This is a genomic window from Rhizobium esperanzae (genome assembly GCF_002204185.1).
Lineage (GTDB): Bacteria > Pseudomonadota > Alphaproteobacteria > Rhizobiales > Rhizobiaceae > Rhizobium > Rhizobium esperanzae.
In genome coordinates this window covers 371432-393974 of sequence record NZ_MXPU01000004.1, presented here as the reverse complement: position 1 = coordinate 393974, position 22543 = coordinate 371432, and the positions used below count along the sequence as shown (strand labels likewise).

Here is a 22543-nt window from a genome sequence, read left to right as displayed (position 1 = left end):
CGATGCGGCGGCCGCTGAGGCACGCATGGGCATGTCGCGGTTGTCGGTTCGCAGAAGCGGGCTTGTGAGCCTTGCGCTTCGGAGAACCATCCTCCGGCTGCCTGCCTCCTCGCAGGGAGCCGATTTTCTAGCCGGGTCTTTACCCGGCGGCGACTGTCACACCGACAGCCGGATGACGTTGTAGGAGAGCGGCTTCAGCGCCGCCCGCACCCGTCCGTCTTCGATCTTGGCGCTGTCGACCTGCACCGGAGCGACCGTCTCCGGCCGCCGCGCTGTGTTGACGGCTTCGAGATCGCCATGGGTCATCTCCACCTGCTCGATCAGCCGGGCGCCGCCGAAACCTTCCAGCCGCACGTCGAGATCGAGCGCCGTATCGGGATGGCGGTTGACGGCAAAGAAGGTCAGCGACCGGCCATCCTCGGAATGCACGGCCGAGACGTCGAGATAGGGAACCTCGTTCTCCTCGTCGCTGTCATAGCTCGGGCCGTCGACGACGAGCTGCAGCGCCGATCCGCGGCCATATCGCGAGGCGTAGTAGAAGGGATAATAGATCGTCTGGCGCCAGGCCGCACCGCCATCCTCGGTCATGATCGGGGCAATGACGTTGACGAGCTGGGCGATGCAGGCGATGCGCACCCGGTCGGAGCGGCGGATAAAGGTGTTGAGGATGCCGCCGACCTGCAGCACGTCCTCGAAATTATAGACGTCTTCCAGCAGATGCGGCGCATCCGGCCACTCGTCGCGCGCCAGGATTTCCTTGTCCTGCTGGTTGGAATGATACCAGACGTTCCATTCGTCGAAGGAAATGCCGATCGTCTTCTTCGAGCGCTTCTTCGCCTTGATGTAATCGATCACGCCGCCGATCGTGGTGATGTAGCGGTCGAGCTTGGTGGCGCGGGCAAGGTAGTTCAGCGTGTTCTTTTCGCGGTTGGCGAAATACATATGCAGCGAGATGTAATCGGCGCTGTCATAGCACTGGTCGAGAACCTCGGCCTCCCATTGCGGATAGGTCTTCATGTCGGAATTCGACGAGCCGCAGACGACGAGCTCGAGCGACTTGTCGAAGCCGCGCATGGCCTTCGCTGTCTCGTCGGCCAGCCGGCCATATTCATAGGCCGATTTGTGGCCGACCTGCCAGGGGCCGTCCATCTCGTTGCCGAGGCACCAGAGTTTCACGTCATGCGGATTGGACCAGCCGTGTTTGCGGCGCAGGTCCGACCAGTAGGTGCCGCCGGGATGATTGCAATATTCCAGGAAATTGCGAGCGGCATCGAGGCCGCGCGAGCCGAGATTGACGGCGAGCATCGGCTTGGTATTGGCCTTCTTGCACCAGTCGACGAATTCGTTGACGCCGACCTGGTTGGCTTCGCGGGTGCGCCAGGCGAGGTCGAGGCGAACCGGGCGCTCCGAGCGCGGGCCGACCCCATCTTCCCAATTGTAGGCCGAGACGAAGTTGCCGCCGGGATAACGGCAGTAGGGCGTATCGAGCTCACGCACCAGATCGAGCACGTCGCGGCGGAAGCCGTCTTCATCGGCGGTGGGATGTCCGGGCTCATAGATGCCGCCGTAGATCGCTCTGCCGAGATGCTCGAGAAACGAGCTGTAGAGCCTGGCGTCAATGGTCGCGATGCGGAAATCGCGGTGGGCAACGACATTCGTCTTCAACGGATCCTCCCCGTTTATGTATCAGGAATTTTGTTTTCGTGCCTCTAACTTGATATCAGGAATGTCGTGATGTCAACCGAAAGGCGGATTTAATCATACTAATGCTAAAATCGAGAAAAAACATTTAATATCAAAGATTTGAATAAATTTAGCGACTGTTGATGTGCGAAATAAATGCGTTTTTTAAATCAGGATATCCGATATTATAAATTCACACATGCAGTCGCATGGTGATGTCGCGGCCGTGATTGCCGAAGCCGCGGCCGAAGATATTGACGCCGCCGGTGTGGCCGGCATTCTCGGCGATGCCGACGCGCAGGCGGATGGAGGAATGCTGGCCAAGCGCCAGATCGCTGAGCGTGATATTCGAGGCGGCGATACCGTCGATAAAGGTGCCGCGCGTCGAGATCCGCCAGGTTTTCATCGTCCCGTACTGTGAACCCTCGAGCTTCCACCACGCCGGCGTGAAGGCGCCGCGCTTGTCGCCGTAATCGCCGGGCGAGGTCCAGGTGCCGATTGCCATGCCGTTGACCCAGAGCGTGATGTCGGAGGGCCAGTCCGGATTGGTGCCCGGCACCTCCGACGACAGCTCCAGCGAAAATTCGATGGCGCGGATATCCTTGTTCAACACCTTGGCATTGTTGGGAAATTTGTATTCTACATAGCCGCGGCCGAACCAGACGAGCCCGGCCTGCATGCGCTGGGGATCGAGGAAATAATCGGGCACATCGAGCGGGCCGATGACGCTCTCGGTCGAGCAGAGACCGCAGGGTGCATGCACATCGCAGCTCGTATAAAGCCCGACCGGCATCTCGACCTCGATGATATTGTTCGCCCGTTGCGCCGCACTTTCCTCGAAACTGATCAGGATCTCGCTATAGACCGCCGAGCAGATCTTCTGGTTGCCCTTGCGCGCCTTGGCCAGCCTGGAATCGACCAGCCCGGCATCCTCGAGGATCTGGATCCCGGTCGCGACCGTGGATTGGGGGAGGGACAGCGTCTGCGCAATATCATTGATGTTGAGTGGCCCTTTGGCGCAAAGCAGCTTGAGTATCTCAATCCGCGCCGGCGCCGACAGGGCCCGTATGGCCTCGCTATTTTCGCCAGCCGCAATCGTTAAAAACGAACGTTCCATCACTTCCCCGTAATTTCCGGAGCACCTGATGTATATCAGAAATTATGATGCATCAAGTGGAGTAATTCCGAATGATGTGATCAACCGGAACGCCACGATGCAGCACACCACCTCAATTTGGTGAAGAGGGACCGAAGGCATCCCGGCGCAGCGAGCGATAGAAGCGCCGCCTCCCGAAACTACAGCGTGCCGAGTTAACCTTACCAAAATTTAATGTAAATTTGGTGCGCTTCTATGTCGCGCTCAAGTCGAATTGACTTCAAAACTGAGTTGTGCAAGTGGTATGAGATAGAGTCGTGATAAAGCTAAATATATGAATCATCTTGGTGAAATTGTTCTGCAAAGACAAAGACAAAAGTTGTTTGAGATAGTAAGGAAATTTGTAAAACGTGGACAGCCATACATAGTAGTTGACTTTCCATCAACAAAAGATCCTGGGCACCATGCAAGTTGGCTCGGTCTTCTAAAAGTATTGAAAAAAGTAACGGGCCGAATGCCTGTGCTTACGTGTAGCGCATCTCAGAATATAGACGAGATAAAGGCAACGCCAGGCGACGCTCCCATTTTCATTTGTGGCTGGAGCAATTTTGGAGATTTGCGGGCGGGCAGGGATGATATTCGTTGCCGTTTGATGTGGAAATATCCGGATCGGACGATCATCCAGATGCCGCAATCGATTCACTTCGCAAACGAGGCGCTCAAGGAGTACGCCAAACGCAGCATTGGAAGGCATCGCAACTTTTTTCTCATGACGCGCGATGACCAGAGCTTTGAGCTGGCAAGAGCAAACTTTGATTGCGAAGTTGAATCTGGCCCGGACACGGCATTCGGTATCGAGACGCTCAAACCCTTCGAAGCTGATCCCCTTAGAGTGTTGTATGTGATGCAGCCTCTTGAGGACGATGTCGATATCGCCGGGGCGCGAGCGATAGTTGACGGCCCCCTGACCAACTGGATCAACGGTCCAGGTCGTTTGTCGCGCATGCGCACGTCGAGTGTGGTCAGCTCAGCGCTGAGATATGGCTTCAGCCGCTCAGCGATGATGGTCCAGCATCGCGAGGAGGTCGCTGCCCGTTATGTAGATTATGGCGTGAGGATTCTGTCCGGCGCGCAACGGATAATTACCAACCATTTACACGGTCATATTCTCTGTCTCTTGCTCAATAAGCCGCATATCGCGGTCGCGAGAGACGGAAGCCGTCTGCACGCTTTCATCAGTAGCCAGACCGGCGACAGCCCCCTGGTCGAGAAAGCGACGAATGCGAGCGAGATTTTCGCAGCAATGTCTCGCCTGCCCTATGAGATCGGCGGAACCTGGTACAAGTCGAGCCGACCCATGAATCTGAGTCCCAGCATTCCCACCCCCGATCTAGTGCCTCAACCTTCCACAGTCTGATTATCGGTAGGAGCTCAGTTTGTCGGTTTTGCAAGACGACGATATTCTCTTCAGCCATGTCAGTGAGAACCGGTCCGCCGCAGCCGTCAAGGGTGCCTTCTGGTCGGCAGTAAGTACCCTTATTCCGACGGTCCTCACCTTCGCTGTTTTTGTGGTCACTTCCCGCGTTCTCCAGCCTCGGGACTTCGGTCTTGTCGCGCTGGCATTCAGCATCGTCTCGTTTGCAGCCAGTTTTGGACCGACTGCATTTGGCGAGGCGATCATCCAGAGAGCCGAGATAAGGCGGAGCCATCTCGACACGATATTCCTGCTTTCGCTGGTCTTTTCGTTTTTGGTCTACGGCGCTTTATGTCTAGCCGCTTCGTCGATCGCGGCCTACGTCGGGCATCAGGAAGTCACCTATCTCATATACATCATGGGATTGAAGGTATTCTTCGATTTCACGGCCGTCGTTCCGAACGCGATTGTGAACAGGAAGATGTCGTTCCATTTGGTTGCCGTCCGTACAGTTATCGCGACCATTACGTCTGCTTGCATCTGCCTTGTTCTGGTTCTCGCAGGTTTCGGCTTGTGGGGGCTTGCGATTGCACAGATCGCCGCGACGGCAGCATCGTGCGGCGCCGCATTCTGGGGTGCGGGTTGGTTTCCGGGATTGAACATAAAGAGAGCAAGCCTCGACGATCTGCTTCACTATGGTTTCTTTGCATCCGGCACCCGCTTCTTACAGACGATGAGCTTGGACAACTTGCTCATCGGCGTGCTCTTGAGCCCATCTGCGCTCGGGATCTACAACTTTTCGAAACGTCTGTTTGACATGATCAACAACGTCATCGCCGGCGGCCTGACGTCGGTGACGCATGTGCTGCTTTCTTCATTGCGGTCCGATCCGAAGAAGGTCCGGGAAGCATTCCTGATGGCGACGTTCGGTTGTGCTCTGGTTTCCTACCCCGTATTCATCGGCCTCGCGGCGGTTGCAGATGATGCGATCACGACCATTTTCGGTGCGCACTGGATCGAGGCCGTTTGGCCGGTGCGATTCTATTGCGTTATCGGGTTGATGGCTGGGATCGGCTACGTACAGGCATCCTTGATAAAGAGCCAGGGAGAGATGGATTGGTGGTTTTACTACCAGCTGGCACGCAATCTCCTCACGCTCGTGACCATCGCAGTTCTCTATCCTTATGGCGTGACGACGATCGTCTTTGCCATCATGGTGGAAGTTTTGTTGTTTTGGCCGATCACGAGCTGGAAGGTGTCGCAACATATAGAGCTGAGCATCCCGGCATATTTGGCGCAGTTCCTGCGGCCTACCGTGGCTAGTGCAGCGATGGTGGCTGTCGTTTTGCTCCTCCACGAACTGCTGCGTCATTGGTCGCCCTACCCACGTCTGGCCATAGAAGTCCTGGGAGGTGGCATCGCTTACTGCAGCTTGATATTCGTTCTGTGCAGAGCTCGTTTGGATGTCTTGATCGGCAGCATCAAGCAAGCTCGGCAAGGCAAGGCCGATAGAGGCGCAGTGGCGACCCCTGTGTGATTTCCTGGTCCACCGCGGCAAATTGTTCGCGGCCCGAATTTCATTCTCAAACGGCCTTCAGCCGCAAGCGTAGGATAATCGACAAGATGACTGATCTTGAGCGCGGTTACTCGTCACCGGCGATCCACAGTGCAGACACTTCGATCATTGGCCGCAGCCGCTACTATACTCTCGATGCGATGCGCGGGTTTGCCGCTATATGTGTTGTTGCCACACACTTCCAGGAGAGATACGCACCATCAGCTTATCTGGCGGTCGACTTTTTCTTCGTTCTCAGCGGGTTCATCATTGCCGACATTTACGGGAGACGGCTTTCGCACGGTCTGCCATTCCAGTCATTCATGAAAGCCCGCATTAAACGCCTTTATCCGCTCTATTTGATCGGCATCTTTGTCGGTCTCACACAGATCATTTTGCTGACGAGCTGGGGACTGCGGGCTCAAAGCGACATTGATCTTCTGGTGTCGACGGCGACGAACACGTTCTTTCTACCTAGTCCGATGTATTTCCTGCAAGCGCATCCGATGCAAGGGATGTTTCCGATCAACGGCCCGGCATGGTCGATGTTTTGGGAATTGCTGGTCAATATAGTTTTCGCACTGTGGCTTTTCCGGCTCCCTGTCCGTGCCCTCTGCGGAGTTGCCGTCGTCTCGGCTGCATTCTTGGTTTTGGTCGCTGCGAACTACGGTATGTTGAATATTGGCTGGGAGTGGCCATCAGCAGTAGGTGGACTGCCCAGGGTGATGTTTTCATTTACCGCAGGTGTTGTCATCTGCCGTCTATTCAACGGCGTATCGGCATGGAGGAGAGGCTGGGCGGCAATGGCGCCATGCCTCCTTTTGCTGATCTGCATCGCAGCCCCGGTTCCGTTCGCGTTGCGGCCATACTACGATCTGGTCTTCGCGATTGCCTTGGCGCCGCTCATCGTAACGCTCGGTCTCGTTCTGGAGATGCCTGCAAAAGCAGAAAGGCTAGCGACGTGGATCGGATATATCTCCTATCCCGTCTACATCTTGCATCGAGGTGTGATCGGTGTTTTCAAGCCGTTCGCCGGTTCGATTGGTTTGAACGGCCCTTTCGCATTCCTGGTCCTTCTCGGCGCGGTTACGTGTTTCGCTTATATGACCGCACGTCTCGTAGACAGAGCAACGGCTATACACGCGCGCCGAGCCGTATCGCGATGACATTCAGCCGTGAGCGCTACGATTATCGCGTGTTAAGGGCCCGATGCGAAAGCTAGCTGCTCTCTTCGGAGGTCAGCGACTGCTACCGTCAACGGCGCAGCAGCGGCCGCAAGGCTGCCTGCGTTTCCGTTAGCAGCTTGAGATAGCGCTCCTTCATCTCGGATGCCGGGACGAGGGCGGCCGGCGCGCCAATGTTGATCGCCGCCATCGTTTCGCCGCGGTCGTTTTCAACAGGCACGGCAATGGAGCAGAGACCGATTTCCAGCTCCTGATCGATGAGGGCGTAACCCTCAGCACGCACGCGGCGGAATTCGGCGATGAGTTCCTCTGGATCGGTCTTGGTATTCGCGGTGTTTTGCTTCAGCTCGCTGCGGGCAAGGACGGCGCGCGCCTCGCTCTCGGGAAGCGCCGCAAGCAGCACCCGGCCCATCGAGGCACAATAGGCGGGCAGGCGGCTGCCGGGGGTGAGATTGATCGACATGACCCGGCGTTGCGAGGCGCGGGCGATATAGACGATTTCGGTGCCGTCGAGCACCGACGCCGAGGCGCTCTGGCCGGCGCGTTCCGAGAGATGATCGAGATGCGGCTGCAACAGCGCCGGAAGCGGCGTCGCTGCGAGATAGGCATGGCCAAGCCTCAGGATCTTCGGGGTCAGCGTGAAGAACTTGCCGTCATAATCGGCATAGCCGAGCTCGGCGAGCGTCAATAGCGAGCGGCGCACCGTGGCGCGATCAAGCGCCGTCAGTTTCGAAGCCTCGGCGATCGAAAGCCGCTGGCGCGTTTCGCCGAAGGCTTCGATGACCTTCAGGCCGCGGGCAAAGCCGCTGACAAAATCAGTTTCACGCATGTCGATCTCCCTCGTCATGCTATGTGCGATATACGAACAAATGTCAAATAACGCACAAATTTACTTGCGGCGGCCTCCTGTTGCGCCTTATCTCTGAGGAGGAGGGCGGCACAAATATCTGCCTGATGGAGAATTGGGAGATCCCGCATGGACAAGACAATCGGGAGCACGGCGCAGGCCGTCTCCGAGATCGGTGACGGCGCGATCGTCATGATCGGTGGTTTCGGCGGTTCTGGCGCGCCGATCGAGCTGATCCATGCCCTGATCGACAAGGGCCCAAAAAACTTGACGGTGATCAACAACAATGCCGGCAACGGCCGCATCGGCATCGCCGCAATGATTGACGCCGGCCTGGTCCGGAAAATGATCTGCTCGTTCCCGCGCTCCTCCGATCCGCGCGCCTTCACCGAGAAATATCTCGCCGGGGAAATCGAGCTTGAGCTCGTGCCGCAGGGGACGCTTGCCGAGCGCATCCGCGCCGGCGGCGCCGGCATTCCGGCCTTCTACACCCCGACCGGCTACGGCACCGAACTGGCCGAGGGCAAGGTCATCGCCGAATTCGACGGCCGCCATTATGTGCAGGAGCGCTGGCTGAAAGCCGATTTTGCCATCGTCAAGGCTCAGGTCGGCGACGTCCACGGCAACCTCACCTACAACAAGGCCGGCCGCAATTTTAATCCGCTGATGTGCATGGCGGCCGCCAGGACGATTGCCCAGGTCTCCTCGATCGTGCCGGCCGGCGGCATCGATCCCGAGCATGTGGTGACACCCGGCATCTTCGTCGATCGCGTCGTCGCCGTTGCCGATCCCCAGCAGGAAGAAGAGCTCATTCGAGCCGGAGTGGCTTACGCATGACGGTCAACACTCGCGAAGACATCAAACTGTCGAATGCGCAGATCGCCTGGCGCGCTGCGCAGGATATCGCCGACGGCGCCTACGTGAACCTCGGCATCGGCTTTCCTGAAATGGTCGCCCGTTATCAGCCGCCCGGCCGCGAAGCGATCTTCCACACCGAAAACGGCATCCTGAACTTCGGCGAGCCGCCGGCCGAAGGCGAGGAGGATTGGGATCTCATCAATGCCGGCAAGAAGGCGGTGACGCTGAAGCCGGGTGCGGCCTTCTTCCATCACGCTGACAGCTTTGCCATGGTGCGCGGCGGCCATCTCGATGTCGCGATCCTCGGCGCCTATCAGGTCGCAGAGAATGGCGACCTCGCCAACTGGCGGGTGGGCAGCAAGGGCGTGCCGGCCGTCGGCGGCGCCATGGATCTCGTGCACGGCGCCAAGCAGGTCTGCGTCATCACCGAGCACGTCACCAAGACGGGCGAGCCGAAGCTCGTGGAAAAATGCACCTTTCCGCTGACGGGTGTCGCCTGCATCACCCGCGTCTATACGAGCCATGCCGTCATCGACATTGCCGGTGGGCGCTTCGTTCTACGGGAGAAGCTCGCCGCCATGTCGCTGGAGGAACTGCAGGCGATGACCGGTGCGCGGTTGCATGTCGAGGAGCCGGTCGGCGACCTCGTCGTGCCGAAACTCTGAAGGACAAGCCATGACCGAAGCCTTTATCTGCGACTATATCAGGACGCCGATCGGCCGCTTCGCCGGCTCGCTCTCAGGGGTGCGCGCCGACGATCTCGGCGCCATCCCGCTGAAGGCGCTGATGGAGCGCAACGGCGCCGTCGACTGGGACGCCGTCGACGACGTGATCTTCGGCTGTGCCAATCAGGCGGGCGAGGACAATCGCAACGTCGCGCGCATGTCGGCGCTCTTGGCCGGTCTGCCGGTCGCCGTCCCCGGCACGACGATCAACCGGCTCTGCGGCTCCGGCATGGATGCGGTGATCACGGCCGCACGCTCCATCCGCGCCGGCGAGGCGGAGCTGATGATCGCGGGCGGCGTCGAAAGCATGTCGCGCGCGCCCTTCGTCATGCCGAAGGCCGAAACGGCCTTTTCGCGGGCGGCCGAAATTCACGACACGACGATCGGCTGGCGCTTTATCAACCCGCTGATGAAGAAGCAGTATGGCGTCGATTCCATGCCGGAGACCGGCGAAAACGTCGCCGAGGATTATCATGTCAGCCGCGAGGATCAGGATGCCTTCGCGGTGCGCAGCCAGGCCAAGGCCGCCGCCGCCCAGGCGAGCGGACGATTGGCGAAGGAAATCACCCCGGTCACCATTCCGCAGCGCAAGGGCGATCCCGTCGTCGTCGACAGGGACGAACATCCGCGTGCGACGACGATGGAGGCGCTGGCGAAACTCGCGACCCCCTTCAAAAAGGAAGGCGGCACGGTCACCGCAGGCAATGCCTCCGGCGTCAATGACGGCGCGGCCGCGCTGATCGTCGCTTCGGAAGTGGCGGCGCGGAAATACGGCCTGACGCCGATCGCCCGTATCCTCGGCGGCGCCTCCGCCGCCGTTCCGCCTCGCGTCATGGGCGTCGGCCCGATTCCCGCCTCGCGCAAGCTGATGGCCCGGCTCGGCATGAACCAGGAACAATTCGAAGTCATCGAACTCAACGAGGCGTTTGCCAGCCAGGGCCTGGCGGTGCTGCGCGCGCTCGGCATTGCCGATGACGATCAGCGGGTCAACCGCAATGGCGGCGCTATTGCCCTCGGCCATCCCTTGGGCATGTCGGGCGCCCGCATTACCGGCACGGCAGCGCTGGAGCTTGCCGAAGCCCGCGGAAAATACTCGCTGTCGACGATGTGCATTGGCGTCGGGCAGGGGATCGCAATCGCACTGGAAAGGGTTTGAGGGCGCGCACGTCTGATCCCGAGAGACCGCCACATCCCCAACTCCCGGCGCTCCAGCGCCATACCCACCTATCACAGGCACAGATCCTGGGACCGGATGTCTCATTTGCCGATGCACCAGGGCAGAGTGGTCGCAGGAGAGCCAGGGTACTCGCCGGGGCAGCGCGGCGTCTCAGCCCTCTAACACTCTTTCTTGACGCTGGCGCAATGAGTTGAAGACACTTCCGGGCAGCCTTAATCTCGTATCTTCGAAAAAACGCCGGTTCAAGCCGTCGAAGTCTGCATCCGGATCGGCCGTAAGCAAGGCGATCTCGTCAAAGAAATCGAGTTCCGAGTCCGAAAGCGTTGAATTGGGTGCGGGTTGTGAACCCCAAACGTCCCAAGGCAGGACTTCGCGACCGTTGAGGGTGGCGAGGTCGCGGATCAGGTTTCCGGCGATGAACCACAGACCACGAAGCTGCGCGAACTCGATGCCGAACAAGTTCGGATCGAGTTCTCCGGTGCGGCATCTGCGCCAGGCGTCGGACGCGGTCAAGAATTGGTCGCGTGGAACGTCATGGATGTCGAAGCCAATTCCGAGCTTGCGGATGAAAACCTCGTCGAGCTGGCTGTCCAGCAGCGCCCAGCGTCCATCACTCGCGCTCCAGTATTCACAAACCCAGTGATCTTCGAATTTGCCGGGATTAAAGTAGGCGCCGAACCCTCCCCGGCCTCGAGCGGGAACGCCGTGGTGGCGAAGGATTGCGATGGACAGCAACATGTAGTGGCGGCAAATGCCGACCAGGCGCTTCCCGGGCGCCCGGGCACAGGAGAGCGGACGATCGTCAAGCGCCAGCAACGCATCAACCATCTTCTCGATAGGACGGATATGGCTTTCGGCGCGGCGCTCTTCGGGAACCTTGTAACCATAGAGTGGGTCTGCGGCGTGTTCGTAGATCAGCAGAGCCTGCACCGTGCGGGCGACCCCCGATGGATCGGACGGCAGCATATCGAGGAGTGCGGAATGGCGCCCGGGCGCGCTGAAGAGTGAATGCTTCGCATAATGTCGAAGATCGCGATGTTGAGCGCGGTCGTTGTGCTCGCAATGGTTGGAAAGGATTTCGACGTTCATATTACAATCTCCTCGGGCCAGATGCCGGTTCACTTGTCCTGCCACAGTGTTTAATCGGGTGTTTGATCCGCGTTGCGGAGATTTGAGCGCTGGTTCGTCCGCCGCCGGTGCATTCTCAGGCGAGCATCGCGGCATCACGGCACGGAGCTTTCGGGAGCCCGCGCGAAAGTCACGGGTGGCGTTGTGGATCTGTGCCAGGCAAGGCGATAGCAATTGCACTCGCGTATTCGAAAAAGGTCTGAGGCTGGTTACGCGTGGGATTCCGGCACGTGCCGGCAGATCCGGGTCGGTTGCGCGCCAGATCAGGCTTCTGTAGAAATCGGGCATGCTGATCCGACCTGCAAACAACGAGGACCGAAGTGCCATCTGGCGGATCATCGGCCCGACGATCCGTGCCGGCGAGACCTATGCGCTCGACCGCGATCTCTCGGAAGCCGATGCGCTCGCCTACTGGATGGGGCCGGACCGCGAGACCTTCGTCGCCGAAGAGGGCGGCGTCATCCTCGGCACCTATTATATCAAGGCCAATCAGGCCGGCGGCGGGCGCCATGTCTGCAATTGCGGCTACATGACCGATGCCGCCGCGGCTAGCCGCGGCGTCGCCCGCCGAATGCATGAGCATTCGCTGGCGCACGCCCGCGCGCGGGGCTTTCGCGCCATGCAGTTCAACTTCGTCGTCAGCAGCAATCGCCGCGCCGTCGAGCTGTGGCAATCCCTCGGCTTCGACATCGTCGGCCGGCTGCCTGGCGTTTTCCTTCATCCCACGCAGGGTTACGTCGACGCCTTGGTGATGTTCCGCAATCTCTGAACAGCGCAACGGAAAAAAGATAGGAGGGGCTGTCGAAATCTCAGCGGTTCGAACGTCTTTAGATCGCGAGGCGCAGAGCGCGGCAGGCCGGCCGCATGTGCCCGATCACTTTTTCGGCGCGGGAGGTTATAAAGCCATGAGTGTTTCCTATCGTTGGGTCATCGTCGCCGTCGGCGCTTTGATGTCGTGTGTTGCCATCGGCGCGATGTTCTCGCTGGCGATTTTCCAGGAACCGATTGCGACTGCGACCGGCTGGTCGCATGTCGGCATTGCCAGCGCGATGACGCTGAATTTCATCGTCATGGGCTTCGGCGGCTTTCTCTGGGGGGCGGCCAGCGACCGCTTCGGCCCCCGCATCGTCGTGCTGATCGGCTCCGCACTGCTTGGCTTGGCGCTGGTTCTGGCGAGCCGGGCCGGGACGCTGATAGAATTCCAGCTGACCTACGGCCTCCTCGTCGGACTGGCCGCCAGCGCTTTCTTCGCGCCGATTATCGCGGCGACGACTGCCTGGTTCGATGTGAACCGCGGGCTTGCCGTGTCGCTTGTCTCCGCCGGCATGGGGGTGGCGCCGATGACGATTTCGCCTTTCGCCCGCTGGCTGATCTCGGCCTATGAATGGCGCCCCGCCATGCTGATCATCGGCATTGCCGCCTGGGTGCTGCTGGTGCCTGCCGCCCTGCTGGTCCGGCGCCCGCCTGCCGAGAGCGTCGATGCCGGCACCGAGTTTGCCGCGGAGGGCGCCCGGCCGCAGCTGTCGAAAGTCTTCCGCTCGCCGCAATTCATCGTGCTCGGCCTCACCTTCTTTGCCTGCTGTGCGGCGCATTCCGGCCCGATCTTCCACATGGTAAATTATGCGACGATCTGCGGCGTCGCACCGATGGCGGCCGTCAGCATCTACAGTGTCGAAGGCCTGGCGGGCCTTGGCGGTCGGCTGCTCTATGGCAGCCTCGCCGACCGGATCGGCGTGAAGCCGGTGCTCGTTGCCGGTCTGCTGGTGCAGGCGGCGGCGCTCGCGACCTATCTCCTGGTCAGCGAATTGACGGAATTCTATGCGCTCGCCATCGTCTTCGGCAGTGCCTATGGCGGCGTGATGCCGCTCTATGCGGTGCTGGCGCGGGAATATTTCGGCCAGCGCATCATCGGCACTGTCCTTGGCGCCGCGACGATGCTCTCCAGCCTCGGCATGGCCTTCGGCCCTCTCATCGGCGGCTGGATATTCGATACTTTCGCCAATTATTCCTGGCTGTTCATCGGCTCGGCCATGGTCGGACTCGGCGCGGCGGCGATCGCGCTTGCTTTTCCGCCTCTTGCCAGGCGGGAGCCGCAGCCGGCTTTCGGTGTGTCTTCCTAACAATTTCTTTCAAGGTCCAGTGAACGTCCTCCGGCGGGCATCGGCGATGATGCCCGCTGAGAGAAATTCGAGGTGTCGCAAGGACCTCGGCTCTCGCCATTTCGTGCATTGCCCTTCTTAGATTTCGGCTGGTAGACTTCCCCTGCCTGTTTCATCACCTATGTCTCTGTTTTTCCGGGAGGCGTCATAGCCATGACAGAACTTGCTCAAATGCTCGCATCCATCAAATTGCCGGATCTATCAGGCAAGGCGGTGCTGATCACGGGCGCCTCGACTGGGATTGGGGCGGCGGTTGCCCGCGCCTTTGCGGCGCAAGGCGCCAAGGTGGGCGTGCATTACAACGCCAGCCGCGAGCCGGCGGAGAAGCTCGGCGAAGAGATCCGGGCTGCCGGCGGCACGGTGCATCTGATCCAGGGCGACGTGTCGCGGGAAGGGGAGACCGAGCGTGTCGTCGAGGAGACGGCCAAGACCTTCGGCCATCTCGATGGGCTGATCAACAATGCCGGCGGCATGCTGGGGCGCAAGCCGACCTCGGAATATACCGACGCCCATTATGCCGCCGTCATGGACCTCAATGCCCGCTCGGTGCTGGCGGCGACGCGTGCCGCCCATCCCTGGTTGAAGAAGCAGGGCGGCTTCATCATCAACACCACCTCGATCGCCGCACGCAACGGCGGCGGCAATGGCGCGGTCCTCTATGCCGCCTCCAAAGGCTTCGTCTCGACCATCACGCGAGGCCATGCCAAGGAGTTCGTCGCCGACAGGATCCGCGTTAACGCGGTGGCGCCGGGTGTGATCGCCACGCCCTTCCACGAGCGTTATACCAATGACGAGCAGATGGAGCTGCAACGCAGGTCGATCCCGATGGGCTTCGTCGGCACGTCGGAGGATTGCGTCGGCGCTTATCTCTTCCTCGCCTCGCCGACGCTGTCGGGCTATATCACGGGCCAGATCATCGAGGTTAATGGCGGCCAGCTGATGCCATAAGCCATACCTCCGGAGGCGCTCTCTTTCCTTTTGCCCGCCGGAGGGAACTTTCGAAACGCGGTCACGTTTCCCGCTTGGCCATAATTTCAAGCGGGGCACCATGAGCTTTTCATTTTCGGAACTCGACTTCCTCAAACCGGAGCTCGGGGCGGAATATATCGGCTCAGGCACCCACTTCGCCGTCTTCTCGGCCCATGCGGAACAGATCGAGCTTTGCCTCTTTTCCCCCGACGGACAGGAAGAGATCGCGCGGCTGCCTCTGCCGAAACGCGAGGGCGACATCTGGTCGGGCTATATTGCCGGCATCGGACCGGGAACCGTCTACGGCTATCGCGCCCACGGCCCCTACGACCCCGGCGCCGGCCACCGTTTCAATCCGAACAAGCTTCTGCTCGATCCCTATGCCAAGCAGGTAACGGGTGAGCTGAAATGGGATGACGCGCTGTTCGGCTACCGGATCGGCGAGGACGATCTTTCCTTCGACGATCGCGACAGCGCCCCCTTCATGGTCAAGAGCGTGGTGCAGGATCCGGACTTCGACTGGGCCGGTGAAGAAGCCATTCGTCGGCCCTGGACCGACACCATCATCTACGAGGCGCATGTGCGTGGCCTGACAATGACGCATCCGAAAGTGCCGGATCGGCTGCGCGGCACCTTTCTCGGCATGTGCAGCGATCCGATCATTGATCATCTCGTCAAGCTTGGCATTTCGGCGCTCGAGCTCCTGCCCATCCAGTATTTCCTGGACGATCGCTATCTTCTGGAAAAGAATCTCCGCAATTACTGGGGCTACCAGACCCTCGGTTTCTTCGCACCGCAATCGCGGTATCTGTCCGGCGACAAGATCACCGAAATCAAGACCATGGTGAAGCGGTTCCATGCCGCCGGCATCGAAGTCATCATGGATGTGGTCTACAACCACAGCGCCGAAGGCAGCGAGAAGGGGCCGACGCTTTCCTTCCGCGGGCTCGACAATGCGAGCTATTACATTCTTTCCCCCGATGATCCCCGCCACACCTTCGATACAACAGGCACCGGCAATACGCTGAATGTCGCCAATCCGATGGTGATGCGCATGGTGCTCGACAGCCTGCGCTACTGGGTGGGCGTCATGCATATAGACGGCTTCCGCTTCGACCTCGCCAGCACGCTCGGGCGGCAGGCGTTGGAATTCGACCGTCAGGGCCTGTTCTTCGGCGCTATCCGCCAGGATCCGATCCTCTCCGGCGTCAAGCTGATCGCCGAACCCTGGGATATCGGCGAAGGCGGATATCAGGTCGGCGGATTCCCGCACCCTTTCCGCGAGTGGAACGACAAGTTCCGCGACGACGTGCGCCGGTTCTGGAAGGGCGACGGTGGCATGGTGTCGGAACTGGCGGCGCGCATCACCGGCTCGGCGCTGCAATTCAACCATTCGGACCGGGGGGCGACCTCTTCGATCAATCTCCTGTCGGCCCATGACGGCTTCACGCTGATGGACACGGTTTCCTTCGACGGCAAGCACAATGAGGCGAACGGCGAGGATAACCGGGACGGCCATTCGGACAATCATTCCGACAATATGGGCGTGGAGGGCGCGACCGATAATGCCAACATCAATGCCGCGCGAGCGCGGCGTCGGCGCAACATGATGGCGACGCTGATGCTCTCGCAGGGTGTGCCGATGATCCTTGCCGGCGACGAGCTCGGCAACAGCCAGGGCGGCAACAACAACGCCTATTGTCAGGACAACGAGATCGGCTGGACGAGTTGGGACGGGCTCGACGATTCCTTTCTCGATTTCTGTCGGCAGGCCGTCGCCTTCCGCAAGGCGCATCCCGTCCTGCGGCAGGAGCGGTTTCTGACGGGCGAAACCAGCGAAGACGGACGTATCGAGATCGCCTGGTACAAGCCCGACGGCAGTTTCATGGACGACGGGGCGTGGAATGACGACGGACTACAGGTCCTCGGCGTTTATGTCTCGAAGAGCGTGCACGCGCTGGAAACCGAAAAGATGGACGATCTTTTCCTGGTCTTCAACGCTGGGGGCGACTGCGAAGTCCACCTGCCTGGCGTCAATGGCGTGAAACAATGGTCCAGACTTCTGGATACCGGAATGGAGACGAATGCCTTTCAGGTCCATGATCCGGAAAATCCGGTGATAGTTTATGCTCAGAGTGTCGCGGTCTTCGCACCGAGGGAGCAGGCTGAACCGCCGAAAGATGCGACCAAGGCCGAGCGCCGTCGCTGGTTCCAGTTTGGTTTCAGGACCCGGTAGTAGGTCATCGAAAGCATGAATGCCGAAGCCATCACCGAACTGGGTCTAATCTATGTCAGCGATACCGAGCCTGGCATCCGCAGGCGAAGGAAAGGCAAGGGCTTCAGCTATGTGATGCCTGATGGCACGACGCTTTCCGACGAGGTGCAGCGGGCGCGCATCAGTTCCCTTGGATTGCCGCCGGCCTATGAGAACGTCTGGATCTGCCTTTACGAGAACGGTCACCTTCAGGCAACCGGCATTGATGCTCGCGGGCGCAAGCAATACCGCTATCACAAGGACTGGCAATCCTTCCGCAGCGCCGGAAAATTCCACCAGCTGATCGAATTCGGGCGGGCATTGCCGAAGATCCGCCGCACAGTCCTGCGTCATCTCGACACCGGTACGGAAGATGTCAACGGTGTGCTGGCGGCTTTGACGATCCTGCTCGACGAGGCGCATCTGCGGGTCGGTAATCAGGCCTATGTCAGGGAGAACGGCACCTATGGCGCAACGACGCTGTTGAAGCGGCACCTGAAGATCGTCGACGGGCGGATCGAGCTCAAATTCCGCGCCAAGGGCGGCAAGCGCGTCCAGCGCAGCCTAAAGCATCCCAGGCTGCAGAAAATCCTGGAAGAAATTTCCGACCTGCCCGGACGCCAGCTCTTCGTCTGGAAGGATGAAAGCGGCTCGCTGAAACCGGTCGATTCCGGCCGGCTGAATGCCTATCTGGCCGAAATATCCGGCATTCCGATTTCCGCGAAGACCTTCCGCACCTGGGCCGGATCGCTGGCGGCCTTCGGTGTCGCCCGCGAAAGGATCGTCGGCGGCGGCCGGCCGACGGTGAAGGAAATGTCGGAGGCTGCGGCCGAGGCGCTGCACAATACGCCGGCGATCTCACGCTCGAGCTATATCCATCCGGCCATCATCGCGCTCGCCGGCAATGATCATCCTTTGACCGAAGGCGGCAACGAGCCGCTGCGGGGTCTGCGGGCTGAAGAAAACAGGCTGCTTGATTTCCTGACCCGCGAGGCCGAACTGAACTCTTCAGTTCCCTGCGTCTAGCTCCGGATAGTGTCTGAAAATCCCTTCCTCGTTGAAGGCGAGGCGGCGAGGGGAGGCGAGATAACGGGCGATGTTCGGGCGCTTCGCCACCGCATCATGCAGGGCAAGGAGAGCGGGGTATTCGGCCTTGCTCTTCTTCATCGCTTTGGGAAAGGCATAGGTGAGGCCCTCGATCACCTGAAAGAGAGAGAGGTCGACATAGGTGAGCGAATTGCCAATCATGTGATTGGGACCTTTCGGATTTCGCGTCAGCACGCGCTCGAAATAACCGAGGAATTTAGGAATGCGGTCCCGGATGAAGGCGACCGAGCGGGCTTTGGCTTCCTGCTTCTGGTCTTCGTAATAAAGCGACAGGTCGATCGGGTGGTGCGTATCGTGCGCTTCGGCGACGAAATCGGTAATGGTGAGCTGCAGACCATTGGCGACATAGCGAAGACTTTCGTCCTCCGGCGCAAGGCCGAGCTTCGGCCCGAGGTAAAACAGGATGTTGGCGACATGCGGGATGAGGAGGTCGCCGTCCTTCAGGAAGGGCGGAGCGAAGGGAATGTGCGGCTCGCCTTCGCTCTTCATGATCTCGAGCATGGCGCCCGTTCCTCGGCCGGGCTGACGCGTGACGTCGACATAGTCGGCGCCGGCTTCCTCCAGCGCCAAGCGCACGAATTCGCCGCGGCCTTGAATGCCGTCCCAATAATAAAGCTCATATGCCATGTTCAATGCCTCGGTTGACGACCGAAGTCTTTTCGCAGTTCGTTCTTGGCCTTTTCAAGTGTGTAGCGCCGCTTTTTCGACAGCTGCTCGCCGGCGCGGTTGATGTAGAAGGTCAGCATCGACATGGCGGCGCGAAACGGGCTCGACTTGCGGCGATCGCTCTCCTCGGCGGAGTGCTTGATCGACCGGGCAATTTTCTTCGGATCGTCCGATTTGAACACGCCTTCCTTGAGGTCCATCGCGTTGCTGTGTTCGGTAACGTCCTGCGACCATTTCTTCTTCGATTTGGCCATGGCGAAAATCCCTTTGCCGGATGGGCAGGCGATAGACTGACGCCTGCCGTCCTCTTCTCGATGACAGAATTGAAACATGATGTCTCCCGAGACCGCTTACACCCTTTGGGCACATGCCTAGTGATGACTATGGTGCTCGTGGCGCTTGCGTGTCGCGGCCGCCTTCTTGGCGGAAGCGGAACGTTCCTCCTTCGAGCGTGCCGCGGATGCAGCGCCGCCGGCCCGACCGCCCTTTTTGGAGGATTCATGCGTATCCTTCTTGCCGCGGCCGGAACCGGATTTGTTGCCGCCGCCGCTTTCCTTGTTGACTGTCGCCCAGGCGCGCCGTTCGGCCTCCTTCTCGGAGACGCCACGCTCCTCGTAGCTCTCCTCGATGTGTTCGGCCTTGCGTTTCTGCTTGTCGGTATAGTCGGATTTGTCTCCTCGCGGCATCTTCGCCTCCTGTGGTTTGCAAAGCGCTCGAACGCGGTTTGTAAGAGAATCCAACCGGTGCCGAGGGGAAAAGTTCCTATAGCATCGGCCCGAACGAGATCGATTTTCGGTAGTCCGGTGCGTAGATTTAAAGAGTTAGATGTGGAGCCTCACGGGGGGCGGCGTTAGAGCGGTTCAGCTTGGGATAGCTCGACGGCTCTCTTGACCGCCCGGTCGAGCGCAGCGTTGTCGTAGGGTTTCGACAGCAGCACCGAGCCGGAGAAGCGAGCGGCGTCCGGCGGGTCGCTGTCGCCCGTCGCGAAGACCAGGCCGACGGACGGAAGGGCGTCCCGCGCCTTGGCGGCAAAGGCCGAGCCCGACATGCCGGGCAGGCCGACATCGACGACGATGACGTCGATGAGCGTGTGGCCAAGGATATCAACGCCCTGTTCGCCGCTGCCCGCCTCGATGACGTCGTAGCCGAGATCCTGCAGGATTTCGGCGGTATCCATCCGGATGAATGCATCGTCTTCGACGAGCAGCAGCCTCAGCTTTCCAGCCGTGCCGGGAACCTGTGGATCAGGTCGCCTTGCATTGGACACCCGCTGATTGGCCTCCGCCTGGTGGCGTTGCGGCCGGTTGGCGAGCACCTGGCGGATCTTGCGGGCGAGCTCCTCGCGCGTATAGGGCTTGGAGAGCAGCTCCAGGCCCGGATCGAGCCTGCCGCCATGGACGATCGAGTTTTCGGTATAGCCCGAGGTGTAGAGCACGGCGATGTCGGGCAGGCGCTGTCGCGCCATGCGCGCAAGCTCCGGGCTCCGCAGGGGGCCGGGCATGACGACATCGGTAAAGAGCAGGTCGATATGGGCGCCGCTCTCGATCACGGTGAGGGCGCTGTGCGCATCCTTCGCCTTCAGCACGTAATAGCCGAGATCCGAGAGCATCTCGACGACCGTGGCGCGAACGCCCTCGTCGTCCTCGGCGACAAGGATGGTTTCGGTTCCACCGGTCGCCGGCATGGTGTCGGCCGCCGTGGCGCGATCCTCGCTGCGGAACGAGCGGGCGAGGTAGAGTTTGACGGTCGTGCCTTCGCCGATCTCGCTGTAGATCTTCACGTGGCCGCCGGACTGTTTGACGAAGCCGTAGACCATCGACAGGCCGAGACCGGTGCCCTTGCCTTCCGGTTTCGTCGAGAAGAACGGCTCGAAGGCCTGCTCCATCACCTCTTGCGTCATGCCGGAGCCGGTATCGGTGACGGCGAGCACGACATATTGGCCGGCCTTCACCTCGGGATGGGTGCGGTTGTAGGAATCGTCGAGGAAGGCGTTGCCGACCTCGATCGTCAGCTTGCCGACGCCATCCATAGCGTCGCGCGAGTTGATCGCGAGGTTGAGCAGGGCGTTCTCGATCTGGGCCGGATCGGCGAAGGCGTTCCAGAGGCCGCCGGAGACGATGGTCTCGACTTCGATTTCCTCTCCGAGCGCGCGACGCAGCATGTCGTCCATGCCGGTGACCAGGCGGCCGATATTGACGACCTTCGGTTCCAGCGCCTGGCGGCGGCCGAAGGCGAGCAACTGGCTTGCCAGTCGCGAGCCGCGTTCGACGGCGGCAAGCGCATTCGAAATACGCTCTCTTGCCCGGCCATTATCGGCCACGTCCTTGCCGAGAAGCTGCAGATTGCCTGAGATCACCTGCAGCAGATTGTTGAAGTCATGGGCAACGCCGCCGGTGAGCTTGCCGATCGATTCCATCTTCTGCGACTGCTGGAGCGCTGCTTCGGCCTGCTGGCGATCGGCGATCTCGGCCGCGACCCGGACCTCGAGCATTTCGTTGAGTTTGCGCAGCTGATCTTCCATGTGGCGGCGCTGGTCGATTTCGATTTTGGCGGCACGGAACAGCCGGATATTGTCGATCGCGACGGCCGATTGGCCGGCGAGGCCGACGAGGCTCGCCTCAGCCGCTTGAGAGAAGCGGCCGGGTTCGCCGTGGCCGAAGAACAAGCCGCCGATAACACTGCCGTCGCGCGATTTGACCGGCACGGCAAGATAGCTCCTGACCGGGAGATGCCCCGTCGGCATGCCGGAATGCGGCGGATTCTGGCCGTAGCGCGGGTCGAGCAGGATGTCGTCGGAGCGCACGATGCCTTCGCCGCTGAAGGTCGGCTCGAAGACCTTTGTATTGCGTGGCATCGGGAATTTCTCGAAGTTCTTCCGGTCGACGCCGGAGAGCGCGTAAAGCATGTAGCTGCCGCCCTCGCCATCATCGACATTGTAGAAGAAGGCGCCGAATTCGGCGCCCGTCAGTGTCACACCGGCATCGACGACAATCTGGGTGAGACGTTCGACATCGGGCTCGATGGTAATAGCGGCGCCCGCCTGGTTGACGACTGCAAGCGCCTCCGATTTGGCGCGCAGTTCTTCCAGCGCCAGCTTCTCGCCGCGCTTGGCGGCGACCTGTTCGGTGACGTCGAGGGTCGCGCAGAGGATGCCGGCGATGGCGCCGTCATCGTCGCGCAGCGGCGTGTAGGAGAAGGTGAACCAGGTATCCTCGGTGCGGCCGTCCCGGCGCATCGGGATGAGCAGCTCTTTAAACAGCTGCGGCCTGCCTTCAAGCGTGCTGGCGACGATCGGCGAGAACTGTTCCCAGATATCAGCCCAAACCTCGCGAAAGGGTCTCCCGAGTGCGCCAGGATGCCGGTCGGGGAAAACAGGCACGTAGGCATCATTGTAGAGAAAGGCGAGATCCGGACCCCAGGCGACGAATTTCGGCTGGCGCGAATTCAACACCATTTCGGCGATATGCTTGAGAGAAGCAGGCCAGCTTTCGACCGGTCCGAGACCGACGGCGTCAAAGGCCGGATGCCGCAACAATTCGCCGATTTTGCCGCCGCCTCTCGGCCAGCTGTTGCCGACGCTTCCCATTCAAAACCGCTTCCCTATCGCCCGCCGCGCCGGTGTGAATGGCAGCAATTCAACGTTCTACAGCATTTCTTGCGCGCCTGAAAAGATGCGCGCCGTAGGGGTTTAGCTCGTCCAACCGTCAACATAGAGGTTTGA

Annotated in this window: 19 protein-coding genes; 11 read left to right on the top strand and 8 right to left on the bottom strand. The window is 60.3% G+C overall.

The features are described from left to right. Positions 1 to 156: 156 nt before the first annotated feature. Together arfA and B5E41_RS08335 are read right to left on the bottom strand one after the other, a co-directional pair. Complete coding sequence (arfA, locus tag B5E41_RS08340; RefSeq protein WP_088392622.1) at positions 157 to 1665, bottom strand: arabinosylfuranosidase ArfA; 1509 nt, start codon at positions 1663 to 1665, stop codon at positions 157 to 159. A gap of 211 nt (positions 1666 to 1876) precedes the next feature. Continuing rightward, entirely contained in the window at positions 1877 to 2800 is a 924-nt protein-coding gene (locus B5E41_RS08335) for an ArsR/SmtB family transcription factor (protein ID WP_064808837.1), read from the bottom strand. A gap of 313 nt (positions 2801 to 3113) precedes the next feature. Here B5E41_RS08335 and B5E41_RS08330 point away from each other — a divergent pair, with 313 nt between their 5' ends. The 3 genes from B5E41_RS08330 (at position 3114) to B5E41_RS08320 (ending at position 6914) form a co-directional block, all read left to right on the top strand. After that, complete coding sequence (locus B5E41_RS08330) at positions 3114 to 4196, top strand: polysaccharide pyruvyl transferase family protein (RefSeq protein WP_088392620.1); 1083 nt, start codon at positions 3114 to 3116, stop codon at positions 4194 to 4196. Between the two features lie 19 nt (positions 4197 to 4215). After that, positions 4216 to 5730, top strand: coding sequence for a lipopolysaccharide biosynthesis protein (locus B5E41_RS08325; RefSeq protein WP_088392618.1), 1515 nt, complete (start codon positions 4216 to 4218; stop codon positions 5728 to 5730). Positions 5731 to 5816: 86 nt separating this feature from the next. Next, positions 5817 to 6914: an acyltransferase family protein gene (locus B5E41_RS08320; protein ID WP_088392616.1), complete on the top strand. Its 1098-nt coding sequence runs from the start codon at positions 5817 to 5819 to the stop codon at positions 6912 to 6914. Between the two features lie 88 nt (positions 6915 to 7002). On the opposite strand, the gene B5E41_RS08315 is transcribed toward B5E41_RS08320, so the two are convergent. Next, a complete protein-coding gene (locus B5E41_RS08315) occupies positions 7003 to 7761 on the bottom strand; it encodes an IclR family transcriptional regulator domain-containing protein (RefSeq protein ID WP_088392614.1) in 759 nt (252 codons plus the stop codon). 147 nt (positions 7762 to 7908) lie between these two features. On the opposite strand from B5E41_RS08315, the gene B5E41_RS08310 reads away from it, so the two are divergent. Genes B5E41_RS08310 through pcaF form a run of 3 tightly spaced genes read left to right on the top strand, consistent with a single transcriptional unit; the run spans position 7909 to position 10518 of the window. Beyond that, positions 7909 to 8616 carry a 3-oxoacid CoA-transferase subunit A gene (locus B5E41_RS08310; protein WP_088392612.1) on the top strand — a complete coding sequence of 236 codons (708 nt, stop codon included), beginning with the start codon at positions 7909 to 7911 and terminating at the stop codon, positions 8614 to 8616. Continuing rightward, positions 8613 to 9302, top strand: coding sequence for a CoA transferase subunit B (locus tag B5E41_RS08305; protein WP_088392610.1), 690 nt, complete (start codon positions 8613 to 8615; stop codon positions 9300 to 9302). Before B5E41_RS08310 ends, B5E41_RS08305 begins: the two co-directional genes overlap by 4 nt. A gap of 10 nt (positions 9303 to 9312) precedes the next feature. Then, positions 9313 to 10518, top strand: a complete 1206-nt coding sequence (gene pcaF / locus B5E41_RS08300; protein WP_088392608.1) for a 3-oxoadipyl-CoA thiolase — start codon at positions 9313 to 9315, stop codon at positions 10516 to 10518. 171 nt (positions 10519 to 10689) lie between these two features. Here pcaF and B5E41_RS08295 read toward each other — a convergent pair whose 3' ends face one another. Beyond that, complete coding sequence (locus B5E41_RS08295; RefSeq protein ID WP_088392607.1) at positions 10690 to 11628, bottom strand: transglutaminase domain-containing protein; 939 nt, start codon at positions 11626 to 11628, stop codon at positions 10690 to 10692. Positions 11629 to 11953: 325 nt separating this feature from the next. Here B5E41_RS08295 and B5E41_RS08290 point away from each other — a divergent pair, with 325 nt between their 5' ends. The 5 genes from B5E41_RS08290 to B5E41_RS08270 all read left to right on the top strand — a co-directional run bounded on the left by B5E41_RS08290 (position 11954) and on the right by B5E41_RS08270 (position 18075). Then, positions 11954 to 12436, top strand: a complete 483-nt coding sequence (locus B5E41_RS08290) for a GNAT family N-acetyltransferase (RefSeq protein WP_011428059.1) — start codon at positions 11954 to 11956, stop codon at positions 12434 to 12436. Positions 12437 to 12572: 136 nt separating this feature from the next. Further along, positions 12573 to 13787 carry an MFS transporter gene (locus tag B5E41_RS08285; RefSeq protein ID WP_088392605.1) on the top strand — a complete coding sequence of 405 codons (1215 nt, stop codon included), beginning with the start codon at positions 12573 to 12575 and terminating at the stop codon, positions 13785 to 13787. 192 nt (positions 13788 to 13979) lie between these two features. After that, positions 13980 to 14774, top strand: coding sequence for an SDR family NAD(P)-dependent oxidoreductase (locus B5E41_RS08280; protein WP_088392603.1), 795 nt, complete (start codon positions 13980 to 13982; stop codon positions 14772 to 14774). 100 nt (positions 14775 to 14874) lie between these two features. Continuing rightward, positions 14875 to 17031, top strand: a complete 2157-nt coding sequence (gene glgX / locus B5E41_RS08275; protein ID WP_088392601.1) for a glycogen debranching protein GlgX — start codon at positions 14875 to 14877, stop codon at positions 17029 to 17031. Positions 17032 to 17046: 15 nt separating this feature from the next. Next, a complete protein-coding gene (locus B5E41_RS08270) occupies positions 17047 to 18075 on the top strand; it encodes a DNA topoisomerase IB (RefSeq protein WP_088392599.1) in 1029 nt (342 codons plus the stop codon). Here the strand turns inward: B5E41_RS08270 and B5E41_RS08265 are convergent. From B5E41_RS08265 to B5E41_RS08250, 4 genes are all read right to left on the bottom strand, one after another. Continuing rightward, positions 18058 to 18783: a glutathione S-transferase gene (locus B5E41_RS08265; RefSeq protein WP_088392597.1), complete on the bottom strand. Its 726-nt coding sequence runs from the start codon at positions 18781 to 18783 to the stop codon at positions 18058 to 18060. The genes B5E41_RS08270 and B5E41_RS08265 overlap by 18 nt on opposite strands. Before the next feature lie 2 nt (positions 18784 to 18785). Continuing rightward, complete coding sequence (locus B5E41_RS08260) at positions 18786 to 19076, bottom strand: DUF3175 domain-containing protein (protein WP_088392595.1); 291 nt, start codon at positions 19074 to 19076, stop codon at positions 18786 to 18788. Positions 19077 to 19193: 117 nt separating this feature from the next. Continuing rightward, positions 19194 to 19508 (bottom strand): plasmid stabilization protein, encoded by a 315-nt coding sequence (locus tag B5E41_RS08255; RefSeq protein ID WP_085861563.1) that lies wholly within the window; start codon positions 19506 to 19508, stop codon positions 19194 to 19196. 164 nt (positions 19509 to 19672) lie between these two features. Further along, positions 19673 to 22408 (bottom strand): hybrid sensor histidine kinase/response regulator, encoded by a 2736-nt coding sequence (locus B5E41_RS08250; RefSeq protein WP_088392593.1) that lies wholly within the window; start codon positions 22406 to 22408, stop codon positions 19673 to 19675. Between the last annotated feature and the right edge of the window lie 135 nt (positions 22409 to 22543).